Raw genomic sequence first — 19,940 nt, forward strand, 5'->3', positions numbered from 1 at the left:
GGAGCTAGATGACCTTTGGGTTTTATCTAGCTTCTTTGTTTATCTTATTTATAAATTTACTATACAATTTTTGCATATGAGGTTCATTTTTTGTATATTCCATTACTTTACCTATTTCAATCCATTTAACTCCACTATTCTCATCTTCTTTTATTCTTGTTTTTTCATTTTCATCTGCTTCAAATAAATAAGCAATAGATAAATGTAAATGAGGAGCTACATATTCACCTCTTCTATAATGAGCTTTTACATTTAATATATCTATTGAGAAAATATCATTACTTAATATCCTTATATTTTCAATACCAGTTTCCTCTCTAGTTTCCTTTAAAGCTACCTTTAATAAATCATTATCTCCATCGGCATGACCACCTACCCATGACCATGAATTATATATATTATGATGAACCATAAGTACTTTATCTTTACTCTTATTTATAATCCAAGCTGAACTTGTTATGTGTATAAGTTCATTTTTTCTCTCAAAAATGTCATTAAAATTCTTTATATATTTTATACTTAAAGCCTTTTCTTTTTCCTCCTCCTTATTATAAGGTTTATAGCTTTCTATAGCTTTTAAACAACCCATACTTTTTATCACCTCTTCTTATAATATTCCTATAAAGCTTATTATAACAAAAACCTAGAAGTCAAAAAACCTCTAGGCTTATAATTTTTCTATTTGTTTAAGTTTATTCTTATTCTTTCATCCTTATATTCTGTTCTTACTTCATCATATCGTTTATCTACATCTCTATAATAAAGTTTTATCTGTGAGTTAGCATCAAAACTTCCCTTTGAGTATTTTAGCTCACAAACATCCCCATTTCTATAAGCTTTTATTTGTTCATCCTCTGGATATAGAACTGTTCCCCTTCTACCTTCTCTATCTTCATTAGCTATTAATATTGATTGACCTAAAGTTAATGCATCTTCTTTTCCTTCTTGTATCTTAAGCTTTACATAAACATACTCTTTATCTTGTCTAAAATTATAAATAGTTATCTTTCCATACTTTCCATCATAAATAGGTTTATCACCTTTTAAATATTCTTCTTTTATAGGTATAGGTATATTTTTTTCTAATTCATCAGGATTTTCTACTTTTACTGGTACTATATCTAAATACTTAGTCTTATCTTTTAAACTGTTTAATGCAAAACCTATAAATCTTCTATCATAATCCGGCTTATATCCATTTGAATATCCCATTCCATAAGAATCATTTTTAATTAAATTTCCCTTATCATCATATATATTGAAATCATATCTTAAACCATAAGGTCTGCTTTCATTAGGCTTTACATCACCTTCTATTACAACATTCATAGGAGAATACATCAACTTTTTAAGTCTAATATTTCCTATTGTGGTATTCCTTTCATCACTTAGTGTCTTTTCAAAGCTTTCCTTAAAAAAGTCCTTTGGATCAAAAGTACCTTTTACTATCCACTGCCCCTTAAGTCCAGACATCTCACTTATATTCCAACTAAAATCGAATTTTTTGCTTAAATCATCAATAGACAAAAAATGATATGGTATAACAGTTACAACATAATAAATATTTTTATCCTTAATATAATTTTTCCTTGTAAATGTATCTACTTTATATTCCTTGTTATTTACAGTAATTTTTGAATCCCATACTTGAGGCAATCTGTCTTTTCCACCATAGCCAAGCTGTTCTTTACTTAAAGTATCCATATCACCTTCAACAGTATATGTAAATACTAATCCTTGCCCATCTAAAACTAACTTATCCATCTCTAACTTCAATCCATTACTTTCAGTTATCTGCTTTATTTCTTGTGAAAACTCGTCTAACTTCTCGTAATAAACCTTATCATCTGTGTTTTTAGCTAAATATTGAAATATACCTCCAACTACAGGTACTGCTTTTGCAACTGTTGGGAACATAAAGCCTAATGAAGTAATAGTGACAAATGAAATTCCTGCTGCTATAACTATCTTTTTACCATATTTGTTGACTTTTGATTTTTTAGGTAATGATTTAAGTGTCTTCTCTAATTCTAAATCAGCTCTCACTGATATCCTTTCCTTACCCAGTTCACCCTTAATCTCTTTTTTTATAAGCTCATCTATTAAAATATCATCTTGTTTACTAAGAAAATCCTTATTCATAAATATACCCCTCCTTTAAAACACTATATAATCTTTTTCTAGCCCTAGATAAATTTGTTTTCACCGTATTTTCTGGTATATTCAAAATACTACTTATGTCTTTAACTGAAAGGTCTTCATAATAATATAAATTAATGATTGTTTGCATATCTTTATTTAATGTATTTATAGCATTCTTTAAATCCATATTTTCATATTTATCCACTATACTTATAGTACATAGTTCTTCCTTATCAACTATAATTTCCTTATTTTTCTTTCTGTAAACTTCATTGCATTCATTAATTAAAATTCTAAATAGCCAAGTCTTGAAAAACTCTTTTTGTCTTAACTTATTTATTCCCTTATAAGCTTTTAAAGTAGCCTCTTGCATAGCCTCTATAATATCATCTTCATTAGAAAGTATAGTTTTTGCTATTCTATACATTGAATCCTTATTAGTTCTTATAAGCTCTTCAAAAGCTTCTTTATCACCATTTATGGCTTTTGCCACATCTAAGTTCACTATATACCCTCCATTATTTATAAAATTAAGTTCCATAACTTTTCCTCCATCCTCTTTATACTAGTTAGATGGAAAAGTCTATCTTTAGGTTTCATATTATCATAAAAAATTTAAACTTTATAATTTTTTAACTACTCATAAACTCAAAATTATCAAAAGTAAAAGAAAGCCCTAAGACAAATCCTAGGGCTTTCTTTTAAACTTTAAACTTTTGTACTATTTCACTTAACTTTTTAGCCATTTCAGACTGCGTTTGTGCTGAAATTGAAACTTGTTCCATACCTATTGTAGCTTCACTCACTCCAGCCTTTATAACTTCAGAACTCTCACTAGATTTTTGCGTTTGAATTGCCATTTCCTGAACTGCCATACTAACCTGTTCTACTGTTGCAGCTATTTCTTCTGACATACTTGCTATATGCTGAGACATATTTGCAACAAATTCTGCATCATTATAATATTCATTACCTGTTTTAATAAATTCACTAAATTGGTTTTTAATATCTATATTTATAAATTCTAATACTTGATTGCTATTTTCCTTTAGTTCTAAAAATGCATCACTAACTTCTCTTATTGTTTCTTGAATTCTAATTACAGCTTGAGAAGATTCTTCTGCAAGTTTTCTAACTTCATCTGCAACCACTGAAAATCCTTTACCTTGTTCTCCAGCTCTTGCTGCTTCTATAGCTGCATTAAGTGCAAGAAGGTTTGTTTGAGTTGATATTTCTTGTATAGTGTCTGCCATTACTCTTATATCATCTACAACTTCTGCCTTTTTAAGTGCAGCTAAGATTTTCTCTTTTTTCTCTTCTGCTATCTTATCTGTATTTTTAGCTACTATTCCGCTATTCTCTTTAACTTCATTGGCATTATTTTTTATATGCTCTGATTTATTGCTACCTTCTGCTGCTTGTCTTGAAAGTGCTTGAATATTAGTATCCACCTCTTGTGATGATGCTGAAACTTCTTCTGCACCTGCACTAGCATCTTGCATATCAGCAGCTATCTCCTCTACTTCTTTATTAATTTCCTCAAACTTAGTTGTCATTTCTTCTACTGTTGCAGACAATTCTTCGCTTCCTGAACTTAAATCTTGAACTGAATTTGATACTTCCTTAATAAGCTCTACTATTTGTTTTTGTGCAGCATTAAGTGCAACTCCTGTATGACCAAACTCATCTGTTCTTGTTATTTCAATATATTCTGTAAAATTATTGTTTTGTAACCTTTCTGCAAAACATTTTATTTTATTAAGAGGAACAATAATGCTTCTACTAATAATTCTTGTTACTATAATTCCAACAATTATAGCTATACCTAAGATAACTGTAAACTCCATTCTAACTTTTTCATATTCTAAATTATTTTCATTATTAACTTTTTCTGCTTCCTTTTTTGCATAGTCTGTTAAATCTTGTAGGTTTTTTTGAAACTCATTCTCCAAATTTTCTATTTTTCTAAATTCTTCTATAGCCTCTTTTTGTTTTTCATCTAAAGCAAGTTTTATAACATTATCCCTAAGTACTCTATAACTTTCAAGATTCTTTTCAAGTACTTGCAAAGAATCAACTTCAGACTTATCTAACGGTGTTTGCTTATATGCAGTTATATCATCACTAAATTGCTGTATTCTTTTATCAATATCCTCTTTTTTGCCCCTTTGTTTATCTTTATCATCTACATTAAGTATTATATAATAAATGTCTGCTTCAACAGCTCTCGCTTGAGCTTTACTATCATTTAAATATTCTATTGCAAGAAGCTTATCCTTATACATTGAATTAACTTTACTATTCGCTCTAGAAATATTTATATATCCTAGTACAGCCATTAATAGTAATAATATTAAAGCAGTTGATGATAGTACTATTATTTTGATTCTTACTTTTAAATTTTTAAACACCTTTTGTACCCTACCTTCTTTTGTATTTTATTCATTTTCTACAAGATAACTTTGTTTGATTTTTTAAACGCTTTTAAAATTTATGTATATATTTAATATATATATATTCGTTCCATTTTCCTATAACATTAGATACTTATAAATGTTTATTCAAGACTAATTGCTATTTATTTAAATATCTTTTTTTAACCACCATATATCAGCATTACTAACTAACCAACTGTATATTTTTAACTATCTTTTATAAAGTAATACTAAACACATATTACTTAAATATAAAACTTATTTATATTGTTAAAAAAATAGTAGTTATAAAATATTAAAGATTTTATAACTACTATTCTTTATATAATTAATGAAACTCCTACTCATTTCATTCGTATGAGTAAGTTTGAATTACCAAATTAAAATTTGGATTCTTACTTAAAGTACTTTATTTAAAAAGTCTTGCGTTCTTAAATTCTGAGGATTTCCAAAAACATTTTCTGGCGTACCTTCTTCAACTATTACTCCACCATCCATAAAGATTACTCTATCAGAAACTTCTCTTGCAAATCCCATTTCGTGTGTTACAACTACCATTGTCATTCCTTCATTTGCTAAATCTTTCATAACACCCAGAACTTCTCCTACCATTTCTGGGTCCAAAGCTGATGTTGGTTCATCAAAAAGTAATATTTCTGGATTCATAGCTAATGCTCTAGCTATAGCTACTCTTTGTTTTTGTCCACCAGATAATTTATTTGGATACTCACTTGCCTTAGCAGCTAATCCAACCTTTCCCAAAAGCTCTATAGCTTTTTCTTTTGCTTCTTCTTTGCTCATTTTCTTTAGCTGAACAGGAGCCAAAGTTATATTTTCTAATACTGTAAGATGCGGAAATAAGTTAAAGGATTGAAAAACCATTCCTATTTTTTCTCTCAACTTATTTATATTGGTAGATTTAGCACTTATGTCTTCCCCATCTATTACTACACTACCACCATTTATTTCTTCTAACCCATTTAAGCAACGTAAAAGAGTACTTTTACCAGAACCTGAAGGTCCTATTAGACATAAAACCTCCCCTTGTTTCACTTCTAAATCTATTCCATTAAGCACTCTTAAGTTTCCAAAATGCTTTTGCAGTCCTTTTACTTTGATCATAACTTAAACTCCTTTCTAAATTTTTAGATAAGATTGATAATAAAGTTATCACTACTAAATACATTACTCCAACCATTAGCCATAAGTCAAATGCCTGATAAGTTCTTGCTATTATAATTTGTCCACTTTGAGTAAGCTCTCTTATACCTATAACTGATAATATTGAAGTATCCTTTAAAGATATAATAAATTGATTTATTATAGCAGGTATCATTTTTCTTATAGCTTGTGGTATTACTACCTTTACCATAGCAGTACTATAAGATAAACCTAAACTTCTAGCAGCCTCCATTTGTCCATTATCAACACCTTGGATTCCACCTCTAAATATTTCTGCCATATAAGCTCCAGCATTTAAGCTTAATGCTACAACTCCAGCCACCATTGGATCTATCCTAACACCTGATACCATTGGAAGTCCAAAATATATAAAGAATGCTTGTACCAAAAGTGGTGTACCTCTTATTAAATCTATATAAACCACTGCTATTGATTTTATTGATTTCTTCTTTGATATATTCATAAGACCAAATATAAGTCCTAATATTATTGCTATTATTAATGAAAAAAGTGTTATTTTTAATGTTATAGCTAACCCACTTATTAAACTTGGTAAGCTTTCTTTAAATAATGCTAATCTATCCATTATTCTTTTCCCCCTTAATTCTATTTTTTAATATATTTAGAAACTATTTTATCGTATTCACCATTTTCTTTTAACTTTTTAAGTCCTTCATTAAATTTCTTTAAGAGCTCAGCATTTTTACCTTTGTTTACTGCAAAAACATAATTACCTTTTACAACTTTCTCTCCTGCTATTTTAATATCAGACTTTTTCTCTAAAGAAAGTTTATATGCTATTACTGGATAATCTTCAAAAGTAACATCTGCATTTCCATTTGCAACTTCTAAAAATGTTGCTGGAGAATCTTCAAAATATTTTATAGTTGCTCCATACTTATCTTTATTGTCCTCTGCAAATTTAGCTCCTGCAGTTCCTTTTTTAACTGCAAATATTTTACCCTTTAAATCTTCTGGCTTCTTTATTGTTTCATTGTCACTTTTAACAACCATCGTTAAGCCTGCTTCAAAATAGGTATCTGAAAGATCAAGTATTTTTTTTCTTTCATCCGTCATATTTATACCAGCTATAGCCCCATCCAATTGATTTGATGTGATTCCTGGAATTATACCATCAAAATCCATAGGTTTTAATTCATAATTAAAATTCTCAACTTTCGCTATTGCATCTAATAACTCTACATCTATACCTACATATTTTCCATCTTGCTCAAACTCAAATGGAGCATATTTAGCATCTGTTGCTATTAAATATTTTTTGTTTGCATTATCTTTATTATCACTTTCCCCACATCCAATAAACATTGTTCCTACAACTGCAATTGCCATAATTGATACTAAAACTTTTTTCATCATTAGTTCTTCCCCCTCTTGGATATTAAAAAAGCGCTCAATAATGACATATATATTATTATTCCCCAATATATATCACTAAAGAACGCCTTTGTTCTCGAAATTTATTTTATTTTTTACTATGTGTAAATTATATTAATTTTTTTATCTTAAGTCAATACTTTCTTGAAAGTTTTTCGATTTAGACTTTCATTTTTATTTCGTAAATGATCTATTCATATAATTAAAATATAGATTTAACAACCAATAACTCTACATTCATGTTATTTTAAAACAAAGAAAACATTTTCAAAAATGAATTTTTGAAAATTAAATTATTTAAATCTATATACTTTTCTAAAAATAAAAAGTCAATTTGTATAAATATTCTTTCTAATTCTTCATTATAAAATTAGTAGAATTTATACCAATTAACCTTTTATTATTTATTACTTATTATTTTTTTATATATTTATTTACTATCTTGTCATACTCTCCACTATCTTTAATTTTTTTAAGGCCATCATTAAACTTCTTTAAAAGATCCTGATTCTTTCCTTTATTAACAGCAAATCCATAATAATTCTTTTCCATCTTATCTCCAACCATTTTCAAGGTAGGTTCTTTATCTAAAGATAATTTATAACCTATTACTGGATAATCTTCAAACGCTACATCTGCATTTTTATTTGTTACTTCTTGAAACATTGATGGAGAATCTTCAAAATATTTTATAGTAGCTCCATATTTTTCTTTATTATCTTCTGCAAACTTAGATCCTGCTGTTCCCTTTTTAACTGAAAAAACTTTTCCCTTTAAATCATCTAGCTTTGTTATAGTAGTATTATCTTTTGATACTACCATACTTAAACCTGATTCAAAATAACTATCTGAAAAATCTAATGTCTTTTTTCTTTCATCTGTAATGCTCATCCCAGCTATTGCACCATCTAATTGGTTTGATACAACTCCTGGTATTATACCACTAAAATCCATAGGCTTTAATTCATATTTAAAATTTTCACTTTTTGCTACTGCTTCTAATATCTCAACATCTATACCTGTATATTTACCATCCTTTTCAAATGCAAAAGGTGCAAATTTAGAATCTGTTGCTATTATGTACTTTTTATTTGCAGTATCAGCCTCTTTATTGTTACCACATCCTATCATGGCAGTTCCTAACGTTGCTACAACCATTGTTACAGCTATTAATTTTTTCATCATACTAAACATCCTCCCTAAAATATAAGTTTTTTCTAAAAAAGTATTTTCTAAACTTTCTTTTCCCACTGAAATTCTCCAAGCTATCGTAGATTATATAAGACAACTTAGAAATTTTGAAAATTTCTAAAATTATTATATAGTGCAATTTAAAATCTACATTTATATTAATAATTTTATGAATACATATAAACAAAAATAGGCGTACTCTAGATATGGCCTAAGCCATATCTAAAGAACGCCTTTGTTCTTAAAATTAATTTTTAGTATATTAAGAATTATATTTATTTTATTTTGGGTTGTCAAGTATTTATTTATTACTTTTTATTCCAATCACTTAAGAATTTTTCTATTCCTGCATCTGTTAATGGATGTTTAACCATTTGAGTAATAACAGAATAAGGTACAGTAGCTATATGTGAACCTGCTCTTGCAGCTCTAGTCACATGTAATGGACCTCTTACACTAGCAGCTATAATTTCTGTTTTTATTCCATGAAGTTCAAATATATCTACAATCTCCTCTATTAGTAACATTCCATCCATACCTATATCATCTAATCTTCCTAAGAATGGACTTACAAAAGTAGCTCCAGCTCTTGCAGCTAATAAAGCTTGAGCTGCTGAGAATATAAGTGTTACATTAACTTTAACACCTTTTTGTGATAATACTTTAGTTGCTTTTAAACCTTCCTCTGTCATAGGTAATTTTATAACTATATTTTTATGAATTTTAACTAATTCATCTGCTTCCTTTAACATTCCAGCACAGTCTAAGCTTATAACTTCTGCACTTATAGGACCATCTACTATTCCAGCAATCTCTGTTATAACTTCTTTTAAATCTCTTCCTGATTTAACTATTAATGATGGATTTGTAGTAACTCCACAAATAACTCCTAAATCATTTGCCTTTCTAATTTCATCTACAATTGCAGTGTCTAAAAATAATTTCATAACTAAAATCCTCCTAAGCTTAATTATATTAATATATTATTTCTGAAAGCGGTAACATTGAACTTAAAAAAAATAATCTATTCGCTTGTCTACATTCAGAAAATATGTGTTAACCTTTACACATTTATTGTAGCACATACATAACGTTTTCACAATACCTAAAAATAATGTTATACAAATTTCTTAATTATCCAATTTAAATAAAAAAAATTATATACATATTTTAAATTAAAATCTACATTTATTTAAATCCACTTTTTCACTTCTATTAAAAAGTAATATTTAATTTGTAGCAATAATATTACCAAATATATAAAATAAGAAAATCAAAGTATATTAAAGTTTGTCTTTCAATAAAAAACAAACCTTAATATACCTTGATTAAAATAATATGTTTATTTTCTATTAGCTCTCGAAATTACTTCCTTGAGTTTTCTAAGCCCATTTACAATCTCTTCAATCTCACTTTCCTTTGCATTACTCATAAGATTATTAAGATATTTTTCAAGAGCCCCTTGAAATTCTTTTGACTTTCTCTTAAATCTAATTGTAAGTTCTACAAATACAACACGCTTATCCTGCTCACTTCTTTTTCTTACAACATAACCTGCTTTTTCAAGCCTATCAACAATACCAGATACAGTACTATTTGATAACTTTACCTCCCTGCTTATCTCAGAAATCCTTACCTTTTTACCTTTTCTTATAACATTTATAACATTTATTTGAGGTATTGTTAAATCAACATCCTCAAAAGCTTTTTCCATATTGGTTCTTAAGCCTTTATCTATTTCCTTTATTAAATTTGAAACTTCTGTTCCTAGCTTAAACCGTTCCATAAAATCCTTCCTTTCAAAAGGTTATTAAATATTTGCCGGTAACTTAATAATAAATTCACTACCTTTATTAATTTCGCTTTCAACACTTATACTTCCACCGTGCATTTCTACTAAATATTTTACAAGCGTAAGTCCTATACCACTACTCTTGATATTCTTTTTGCATATAACTTCATTACTCGCCTGTCCAAACCTATTAAATATCAATTCTCGATCTTCCTCTTTTATTCCAATGCCAGTATCTTTAATAGATATTTCAATAAAATTTTCTTTATCATAAAGCGAAACATAAATAACCCCACCTTCTGGAGTAAATTTAACAGCATTTGATAAAAGATTTATTATACATCTTTGTATATCATCTTCTGCACATTCTATATATCTTTCTTCAACCTCTGGGTCTATAATAAGCTCCAAGCCATTACTTTCAATAAATTCCTTCATTGAAAGTGCTGTTTCCTCCAAAAGATATACTATGTCAATAGATTTAGTTTCTATTTTATAACTTCCAGCTTCGATCTTTGAAGTATCTATTAAATCATTTATTATCTTAAGTAAATTATCCGAATTTCGTTTTATAATTTTCATATATTTATTGATATTATCTTTGTTTAACTTAAATTTTTCATCATTCAACTTGTCAATTAATTGAACTGTTGACAATATTACATTTAACGGAGTTCTAAGTTCATGTGAAAGATTTACAAAATAATCATTCTTAAACTTCTCGTTTTTTATTAACCTTTTATATAATTTTTTGTTTTCAGCCAGCTTATTATTAAGCTGATTAGTTCTTTGTCTAACTAAAGTCTCTAGTATCTTAACATAATTCCATACTAAATAAATTATAAATATAACTGTTAACCCATAAAAACAATATGCCCATTTACTTTTCCAAGGAGCTGTGGCTATATTTATTCTAACACTTTTTTCTTTACTCCATATACCATTAGAATTTCTAGCTTTAACCTTAAATACATAATTTCCATCTTTTATATTAGTGTAATTTGCAAAATTTCTTCCTTTTGAATATATCCAATCTTTGTCCGCCCCTTCTAATTTATACTCATACTCTATTTTATTAGGACTTCTAAAATCGGGCATGAAAAATTCTAAAGAAAAAAAATTTTCATCATACTTTAAATTAATATCATCATTTAAAATTTTAGGTTTATCAAGAACTTTAAAATTCTCTATAATTATATCTGGAGTATACTGTTTCTCCTTAATATTTTGAGGCATAAAACTATTTAATCCATTTATTCCTCCAAAAAACATTTCTCCTGTTTTACTTTTAAAACAAGAATAAGCATTAAACTCATTACTTTGAAGACCATCAGTAATAGTATAATTAGTGAAACAATTTTTAGATACATTAAGCTTAGATAGACCTCCATTGGTACTTGCCCAAGGATTGTCCTCTTTATCAATTAAAACACCATAAACATAATTATTTATAAGCCCATCTTTTTCAATATATCTTGTGAATTTTTCCTCTTTGGTATCTAACTTATTTAAACCATAATTAGTAGCTATCCAAAGATTTCCCTTGGAATCTTCTGCAATAGATCTAATACTATTAAAACTTATAGTATTTTCATCTGAAGCATTATATCTATAGATTTTAGTTTCTTTAGTTTTTTTATCAAACCTCACAAGTCCACCTTCTATAGAACAACCAATCCAAAGTGTTCCATTGGAATCTTCATATATGGCTGATATAAAATTATCTTCTATACCTTTTTCATTAAAGAATTCTTTATATCTAGTAAACTTATTTGTTCTTTTATCAAAAGAATTCAAACCATCCCTAGTTCCAACCCATAAAATTCCGTCTTTATCCTGATATAAAAATCTTATTTCATTTGTTGTCAATGAATTTTTATCTAGTTTATCATGTTTATACCTAGTAAATTCTTTCTTTGTTTTATTGTATTTATTCAGACCATCATAGGTAGCTATCCAGATTTCCCCATCGTTATCTTGAAGTATTGTATATACATGATTATCGCTAAGACTATTATTATTACCCTTTTCATACATATAATGCTTTACTTCTTTTGTTTCTCTATTAAGTACATTTACTCCACCCTCATCAGTACCAATCCAAATTAACCCTTCATCATCTTCCAATATTCCATTTAAGCTTTCTGCATTTATGGAATTAGGATTTACAGGATCTTTTTTATAATTTTGAAATTTGGCATTAGGATTAAATAAACTTATCCCCTTATAAGTTCCAACCCATATCATACCTGATTTATCTTCGAATAGAGTTAAGACATTATTACTTATAAGACTTTGAGTATCATAATAATTATTTTTATATCTTGTAAATTTTCCAGTATCTCTGTCTAATTTAGCAATTCCATCAGCAGTCGCTACCCAAAACTCACCATTACTATCTTCTAACATATCCATAATTCTATTACTTAAAACAAAATCTTCTGTATTTAGTATTTTATAACGAGTAAAATTATTATTTTGCCTATTATATTTATCTAAACCATTTTCTGTAGCTATCCAAATATCACCTTTACGGTCTTTGTATATCTTTCTTATAAACTTATCACTAATTGAATTAATATCATTATCAAAATGCTCATATCTGGTAAACTTATTTATTTTTTCATCATATATATTTATACCATTCTTCGTACCAACCCAAAGTAAATCATCTTCAGCATAAAGACACGTTATAAAATTATTTGATAAACTATTCTCATCTTTTTCATCATTAAAGAATTTAACTATCTTTCCTGTAGAGTTATCAATTTTATTAAGACCATCAGTAGTTCCAGCCCACTTAAATCCATTTTTATCAACAACAACACTCCATACGTTATAATTAGAAAGTTTATTAGTTTCACTAGTAGAATCACTTGTATATCTAGTTATTTTATTTGTATTTGGATCTAATCTATTTAAGCCTTTAGATGTAGCTACCCATAATGAACCATCTTTATCCTCTGCTATACCATCTACATAATTGGATACTAAACTATTCTCATCATTTAGTTTATATTTATAAGAAACAAAATTATATCCGTCATATCTGTTTAACCCATCAGAAGTTCCAAACCACATATATCCTTTGCTATCTTGAAAAATAACTTGTGCAGAAGATTGAGCTAAACCATCTTCTATTGTCATTCTTTTAAACTTATATTCTTTCTCATTTCCATAGGCAATAATATTATTTAAAAATATATTTGTAAAAACAATAATTGTAAAGAACATTGCACTTATCTTATTAATTTTTTTCATAATCCCCCCAAGATAATTATTTATCATTGTAAAAATATTTTGCCACATTTATTCTAAGTTTACAAGACAAATTCCTACAAGTTTTTCCTTTAACTGTTTCTACATCATGAATTTTTTTATACTTCTATCTTTTTGTTGAAATTATAATACTTTTTAAAGTCTTTCCTATTTGAATTACTATAAAACTACATAAAGATAATAAAATTATATTAATAATATTGTTGAAACCTAAATAGGTAACTTCAAAAACTCCATTTAAAGCTGGTACAAGCAATATACTAAAGAGTAATAAACTTCCCACACCAAAGGCTAACCAAGAATATTTATTTTTAAACATTCCTACCCTAAATACATTTTCATTCCCTCTAGAACTAAATCCATGAAGAAGTCTACTTAAACATAATGTTGCAAAGGCCATAGTTCTTCCCATACCTTCACCATAATTATCGTTACCAATCTTAAATGCTAACATTGTAACTATAGCTATAATTATACCTTCAAATATCAATTCAATAGTAAAATCCTTAGTTAATATAGGTGTATTTATTCCTCTTGGTTTTTCCTTCATTACATTTTCTTTATATGGTTCTACGCCTAATGCTATAGCTGGAAGACTATCTGTAACTAAATTTATAAATAATAGATGTACTGCTGTAAATGGCATTGGTAGTGCTAATATAGATGCCCAAAGCACTGATAAAATACCTGCTGTATTTCCTGAAAGTAAAAATTTTATAGCACTTCTAATATTATTATAAATATTTCTACCATTTTCCACAGCTTTAACTATTGTAGCAAAATTATCATCTGTTAAAACCATAGCTGCAGCATCTTTTGCAACCTCTGTACCTGTAATTCCCATAGCAACTCCTATGTTAGAAGCTTTAAGCGCTGGAGCATCATTTACACCATCACCTGTCATAGCAACTATATTTCCTCTACTTTGCCAAGCCTTAACTATACGAATCTTATGTTCTGGTGATACTCTTGAATAAACTGAAATGTCCTGAACTTTTTTTATTAATTGTTCATCTGTTAAATTCTCTATTTCACGTCCTTCTACTGACTCCTCACCTTCATGAAGTATACCAATCTCTTTAGCTATAGCCATAGCAGTTATTTTATGATCTCCAGTTATCATTATAGGTCTTATTCCTGCTTTTATACATTCCTCTACAGCCTTTTTTGATTCTTCCCTTGGTGGATCCATCATTGATATAAGTCCAACAAAAGTATATTCTTTTTCATCTTCTAAATTATATTCTTCTTTTTCTTCTATTTCCTTATAAGCAAAACCTAATACTCTTAGTCCTAACTTTGAAAATTCTTCATTTTTATTTTCAATAGATTTAATATCTTCCTTAGTTACTTTCCTTATTCCATTATTAGTTTGTATATGAGTTACTCTTCTTATAATTACATCTACTGCACCTTTAGTTATCATAGTGTTTTTGTCATCAATATTATGAACAGTACTCATAAGCTTTCTATCTGAATCAAATGGTATTTCACCTAAACGAGGATACATTTTTCTAAGCTCTAATTCATTTATAGAAAAAACTCTTCCAAGATTGACTAGAGCCACCTCTGTAGGATCTCCTATCTCTTTATCATCGCTAATTATTGAATCATTGCAAAGTATACTTTGCATTATTATGTTCTTTTGCAAATTATTATCTAAAGCTATATCATTAGTTAATACCACTTTATCATCTACAAATAATCTTTTAACAGTCATTTTATTTTGAGTTAATGTTCCTGTTTTATCTGAACATATTACTGATACGCTACCTAATCCTTCTACAGCTTGAAGTTGCTTTATAATAGAATGTTCTTTTGCCATTTTTTGAGTTCCTATAGCCAAAACTATTGTAACTATTGAACTTAAAGCTTCTGGTATAGCTGCAACAGCTAACGCAACAGCAAACATAAATGCACTTATAAGTGTATATCCTCTATATATATTAAGTGCAAAAACCAAAGCACAAATTATCAAAATACCAATAGCTAATTTCTTACCAAAATCATCTAAACTGACCTGAAGAGGAGTCTTTTTCTTTGAAGTATCATCTAAAAGCATAGCTACTTTTCCTATTTCTGTCTTCATTCCAATTTCAGTTACTAAAATTTTTGCTCTACCATAGGTAACTAAGCTACCTGAGTAAACCATATTTTTCCTATCCCCTAAAGGTATATCTTCTTCATCAATAACATCTACTTGCTTATTTACACTCTCCGATTCTCCTGTAAGAGAACTTTCATTTACTTGAAGTGAATAATTCTCTATCACTCTTCCATCTGCACAAATATAATCTCCTGCATCTAAGTAAACTATATCACCTACTATAACCTCTCTCGAAGGTATTTCGATTTTAACCCCACCTCTTAAAACTTTAGCTGTAGGTGAACTTAACTTCTTGAGACTATTTAAAGATTCTGCAGCTTTAATATGTTGAACAGTTCCAAGTATCGCGTTTAAAATTACTACCAAAAAAATTACTACTGAACTTTCAATATCTCCTAATATAATAGATATTGTAGCAGCACCTAAAAGTATTATTACTAAAAGATCTTTAAACTGTTCTAAAAAAATTAAGAATGCACTTGCTTTTTCACCTTCTATAAGTTCATTAAAACCATATTTATCTCTTCTAGTTGTAACCTCCTTTTCAGTTAGACCACTGAAATCCACTTCTAATTCTTCCATAACTCTTTCACATGGTTTGTTATACCACCTATTCACCTTAACTCCTCCTCTTTATTAATATCTGAATTGATAACTTCTACAAATAAACTTTTAAAAAACTAACTTATGTATTTCATATTTTTAATAATTACTTAATTTAAAAAACTACTAGTTTTGAAGCTTATTCACAAAAAAAAGACTTTTAATATAATCCTAGATACAAATAGTCTAGGATTATATTAAAAGTCTCGTCACCAAACATTGGATTATCAAACCAGGTTATTCACCGTATTGTTGATTTGATATATTACACTACTCCCCTTTAATAAGGCTATTATTACCATATAAAGTTGTTAATTATATTATAGTATGGTTACTAGTTCTTTGTCAACAGTTTTTAACTGCAATTCCTAAACTTCTAAATATTTTTCCCTAAATTGTCTACTTTATTCTTTACTATCCTACAAAACCTTATTAAATATAAAAACATTACCTCTAAATATATTTTTATAATAAAAAAACTGTCTTTATATAATTTCCTTTATTCAAAATTGCAACAATAAGCTCCTAAAAATAATATTAAACAATTTCAATCATTAAATCTAAATAATTAACAAAAAGGAATCCATTTACGGATTCCTTTTATAAGCTTAGATTATTTTGTTTTATATTTTACATGTAATAATTTATGAGCTAAACCTTCTCCTGGAGTTCCACCAAAATAACTTTCATACATTTTTAGCATAGCTGCATTTTCATGTGACTTTCTCTTGGCAAGATTCTTGTCTTGATTGTAAAGCACAGATGCTCTTACACTTCTTATATCCATATCACATCTATCTTTTGAATTCACATGAGGTTGCCCTCCACCATTTACACAGCCGCCTGGACAAACCATAACTTCTATGAAGTGGTATTGTTTCTTATCTATTGCTCCTGACTTCATAAATTCAAATACATTAGAAGCCCCATTTATAACAGCTACATTATAGTCATTTCCACCTATATTTACAGTAGCTTCTTTTATTCCTTTTAAGCCTCTTACCTCTTGGTATTCTACATTTTCAAGATTTGCATTTTCCACAAAATCTTTAGCTGTTCTTAATGCAGCTTCCATAACTCCACCAGTAGCTCCAAATATAGTACCTGCTCCAGTATATTCACCCATAGCTGGATCTACTTCGCTATCTTCTAGTTTAGCAAAATCTATTTTAGCATCTTTAATCATCTTAACAAGTTCTCTTGTAGTGATTACTGCATCTATATTTCTTAAACCGTTGTTTTCCATTTCTTCTCTGTCAGCTTCATATTTTTTAGCTGTACATGGCATTATAGTAACAGTAAATACGTTAGCTGGATCTATATCAGATATAGTTGGGTAGTAAGTTTTACTTGCAGCTCCAAATATTTGTTGAGGCGATTTAGCACTTGATAAATTATCTAAAAATTGTGGGAAGTAATTTTCCACTTGTCTAACCCATGCTGGACAGCATGAAGTGAACATCGGGAATGGTCCACCCTTTTCAATTCTTTGAACAAGTTCTGTAGCTTCTTCCATTATTGTCATATCAGCGCCAAAATTTATATCAAATATTTTATCAAAGCCTAAGTTTCTTAATGCTGTATATATTTTACCAGTTACATCTACCCCGTAACCCATTTTAAACATTTCACCTACAGCTGTTCTAACTGAAGGAGCCATCGCAACTATTACATGTTTATTTTCATCTTCTAATGCAGCCTTTACTCTATCTATATGAGTTTTTTCTGAAAGAGCATCAACCGGACATGCGTTTATACATTGACCACATAATAAACAATTAGTTTCATCAAAGCATTTCTTACCTTGTGTTCCTATTATAGTCTTATCTCCATCTTTTATAAATTGAATTGTGTTAGTTCCTGTTTTTTCTGCACAAGCAGCAACACATCTTCCACATTCAACACATTTAGTTCTATCTATAACTATTGATTTACTTCTATCATCTACATAAGGAGTTTTATCTGCAACTATGAATGGTTTTGAAGCCTTAGCCTTAGTTTTAATAACTAACTTTAAAAATTCACAGTTTTCTCTTCTTTTACAAGGACCACATTTAAATTCATGCTTATCTAATAATTCACTCATTCTTGCTTTTACAGCAGTGTCCACTTTTTCTGAATTTGTAGTAATAACCATTCCGTCCTTAACTTTTGTAACACAGGCCATAGCTAAGTCATCTTGTCCTTCTATCTCAACTGAACATATTCCACATTTTCCAACATTGCTACAGTCATCTAAGAAACAAAGTGTAGATATATCTACTCCATTTTCTTTAGCAACTTGTAATATTGACTTTTCTTCACTTGTTTCAATAGCATTACCGTTTAGTACGATTTTTATCATATACAAACCTCCAAAATATGTGCTTCAAATACTAAGTTTTAAGCACAAACTCATCTTATATTTTTTAATATTTTTACCGTTTATTTGATATTTTTTTCACACACAATTATTCTATCACAGATTTTTAAAATTTTCATTAGTATTTAGCCGTAAATAAAGAAAAAAATCATATAAATATTTATTTTTATCAATATTTATATGATTTTCCCAAAAATATTACATTAAATCCTAATCTTCGTCACCTATTATAGTTCCTTTATAAACAAATTTCTGATTAAATTCTACTTTAAACGCACTTTCAACTTGCTCTAACTTTGGTATTTCCTTAATATCAACTAACGAATAACAGCATCCACTCTCCCCTGCTCTACCCGTTCTACCTGCTCTATGAAGATAATCCTTAGCTCTATCTGGTATATCTAGATTTATAACGTGAGTTACACCTTTCACATCAAGCCCTCTAGCCGCTATATCAGAAGCTATCAAAACTTGAATTTTACCAGTTCTAAAGTCATTTAAAGCTTTTTGACGTTCTAGCTTCTTGTCTTCACCATGAATTGCATCTGCCTTTATCTTATGAAACCTAAGTTTTGCAAGTGTCATATTTACATCATAATTATTATTTATAAACACAAGCGCCTTCTTAGGTTTAGATGCATGTATAAGCTTTCTTAGCATATCTACCTTGTCTCTACGCTCTACAAGTATAATATTATGTTCAATATTTGGATTTACCTTATTAGATTCATTAACTCTTACTATTTCAGTTTTATTCATAAATTTCTCTGCAGTTTTAATAGTTCCCTGAATTAAACTTGCCGAAAATACCATATATTGAGCATCTTTTTTAATTAATTTTATTATGTCCATTACTCCAGCTATATTTTTTTGATCTAAAAGTTTATCACCTTCATCAATTACAACTGTATTTATGGTACTTGCAGTTACCTTTTTCTTTTTGATAAGTTCTAATATTCTCCCTGCTGAACCAACTAAAATATGAGGCTTTGCCTTAAGCTTATCTATTTGCCTTGTAATATTTGCACTACCTATTAATGTAGTTGATGTAACATTCAAGTTACCCTTTTGTCTAAGCTCAACTATAACATTATTTATTTGAACAGCTAATTCATGAGTAGGAGTTAATATTATAGCTTGCATTTCTTTCTTTGATGTATCTATTTTTTCTATAATAGGAAGTAAAAATGCTAAAGTTTTACCCGTTCCTGTTTCTGAGCTACCTATTATATCATTTCCATTCATCGCTAAAGGAATAGCCCTACTTTGTATTTCTGTGGGCTCTGTTATATTTAACTCAGTAAGTGCTTTAATAACTTCTTCACTTAACCCTAATTCCTTAAAATTTTTCATTATTATCCCTCGTTCTTAATTTATTATTTTTGATAGTTTTTATTTTAACAATATTAAATAGTTTTGTATATAATTTTCGACTGATTTTTACAAAACAAA

At 28.4% G+C, this 19,940-nt stretch carries 14 protein-coding genes; all 14 read right to left on the reverse strand.

Annotated elements, in window-relative coordinates:
- Positions 1 to 22: 22 nt before the first annotated feature.
- Positions 23 to 589, reverse strand: a complete 567-nt coding sequence (locus BUB01_RS03240; RefSeq protein ID WP_072985249.1) for an NUDIX hydrolase — start codon at positions 587 to 589, stop codon at positions 23 to 25.
- Between the two features lie 89 nt (positions 590 to 678).
- Positions 679 to 2,142 (reverse strand): DUF4179 domain-containing protein, encoded by a 1,464-nt coding sequence (locus BUB01_RS03245; protein ID WP_072985250.1) that lies wholly within the window; start codon positions 2,140 to 2,142, stop codon positions 679 to 681.
- Positions 2,135 to 2,683 (reverse strand): sigma-70 family RNA polymerase sigma factor, encoded by a 549-nt coding sequence (locus BUB01_RS03250; protein WP_072985251.1) that lies wholly within the window; start codon positions 2,681 to 2,683, stop codon positions 2,135 to 2,137. The genes BUB01_RS03245 and BUB01_RS03250 overlap by 8 nt, the downstream gene beginning before the upstream one ends.
- A 160-nt stretch (positions 2,684 to 2,843) precedes the next feature.
- Entirely contained in the window at positions 2,844 to 4,553 is a 1,710-nt protein-coding gene (locus tag BUB01_RS03255; protein WP_072985252.1) for a methyl-accepting chemotaxis protein, read from the reverse strand.
- Positions 4,554 to 4,976: 423 nt separating this feature from the next.
- The gene (locus BUB01_RS03260; protein WP_072985253.1) at positions 4,977 to 5,699 is read right to left on the reverse strand and encodes an amino acid ABC transporter ATP-binding protein; all 723 of its coding nucleotides are present in this window, start codon (positions 5,697 to 5,699) and stop codon (positions 4,977 to 4,979) included.
- Positions 5,647 to 6,345, reverse strand: coding sequence for an amino acid ABC transporter permease (locus tag BUB01_RS03265; RefSeq protein WP_072985254.1), 699 nt, complete (start codon positions 6,343 to 6,345; stop codon positions 5,647 to 5,649). The genes BUB01_RS03260 and BUB01_RS03265 overlap by 53 nt, the downstream gene beginning before the upstream one ends.
- A gap of 20 nt (positions 6,346 to 6,365) precedes the next feature.
- Complete coding sequence (locus tag BUB01_RS03270; RefSeq protein WP_072985255.1) at positions 6,366 to 7,136, reverse strand: transporter substrate-binding domain-containing protein; 771 nt, start codon at positions 7,134 to 7,136, stop codon at positions 6,366 to 6,368.
- Between the two features lie 432 nt (positions 7,137 to 7,568).
- The gene (locus tag BUB01_RS03275) at positions 7,569 to 8,339 is read right to left on the reverse strand and encodes a transporter substrate-binding domain-containing protein (protein WP_072985362.1); all 771 of its coding nucleotides are present in this window, start codon (positions 8,337 to 8,339) and stop codon (positions 7,569 to 7,571) included.
- Between the two features lie 314 nt (positions 8,340 to 8,653).
- Positions 8,654 to 9,292 (reverse strand): fructose-6-phosphate aldolase, encoded by a 639-nt coding sequence (gene fsa, locus BUB01_RS03280; protein ID WP_072985256.1) that lies wholly within the window; start codon positions 9,290 to 9,292, stop codon positions 8,654 to 8,656.
- A gap of 395 nt (positions 9,293 to 9,687) precedes the next feature.
- The gene (locus tag BUB01_RS03285; protein WP_072985257.1) at positions 9,688 to 10,131 is read right to left on the reverse strand and encodes a MarR family winged helix-turn-helix transcriptional regulator; all 444 of its coding nucleotides are present in this window, start codon (positions 10,129 to 10,131) and stop codon (positions 9,688 to 9,690) included.
- A gap of 24 nt (positions 10,132 to 10,155) precedes the next feature.
- A complete protein-coding gene (locus BUB01_RS03290; protein WP_072985258.1) occupies positions 10,156 to 13,398 on the reverse strand; it encodes a sensor histidine kinase in 3,243 nt (1,080 codons plus the stop codon).
- A 124-nt stretch (positions 13,399 to 13,522) separates the two neighbouring features.
- Entirely contained in the window at positions 13,523 to 16,141 is a 2,619-nt protein-coding gene (locus BUB01_RS03295; RefSeq protein ID WP_072985259.1) for a cation-translocating P-type ATPase, read from the reverse strand.
- A 598-nt stretch (positions 16,142 to 16,739) separates the two neighbouring features.
- The gene (locus BUB01_RS03300; protein WP_072985260.1) at positions 16,740 to 18,470 is read right to left on the reverse strand and encodes a ferredoxin hydrogenase; all 1,731 of its coding nucleotides are present in this window, start codon (positions 18,468 to 18,470) and stop codon (positions 16,740 to 16,742) included.
- 228 nt (positions 18,471 to 18,698) lie between these two features.
- A complete protein-coding gene (locus tag BUB01_RS03305) occupies positions 18,699 to 19,841 on the reverse strand; it encodes a DEAD/DEAH box helicase (RefSeq protein ID WP_072985261.1) in 1,143 nt (380 codons plus the stop codon).
- Positions 19,842 to 19,940 lie beyond the last annotated feature (99 nt).

This window comes from Clostridium cavendishii DSM 21758, from assembly GCF_900141845.1.
Lineage (GTDB): Bacteria > Bacillota > Clostridia > Clostridiales > Clostridiaceae > Clostridium_AG > Clostridium_AG cavendishii.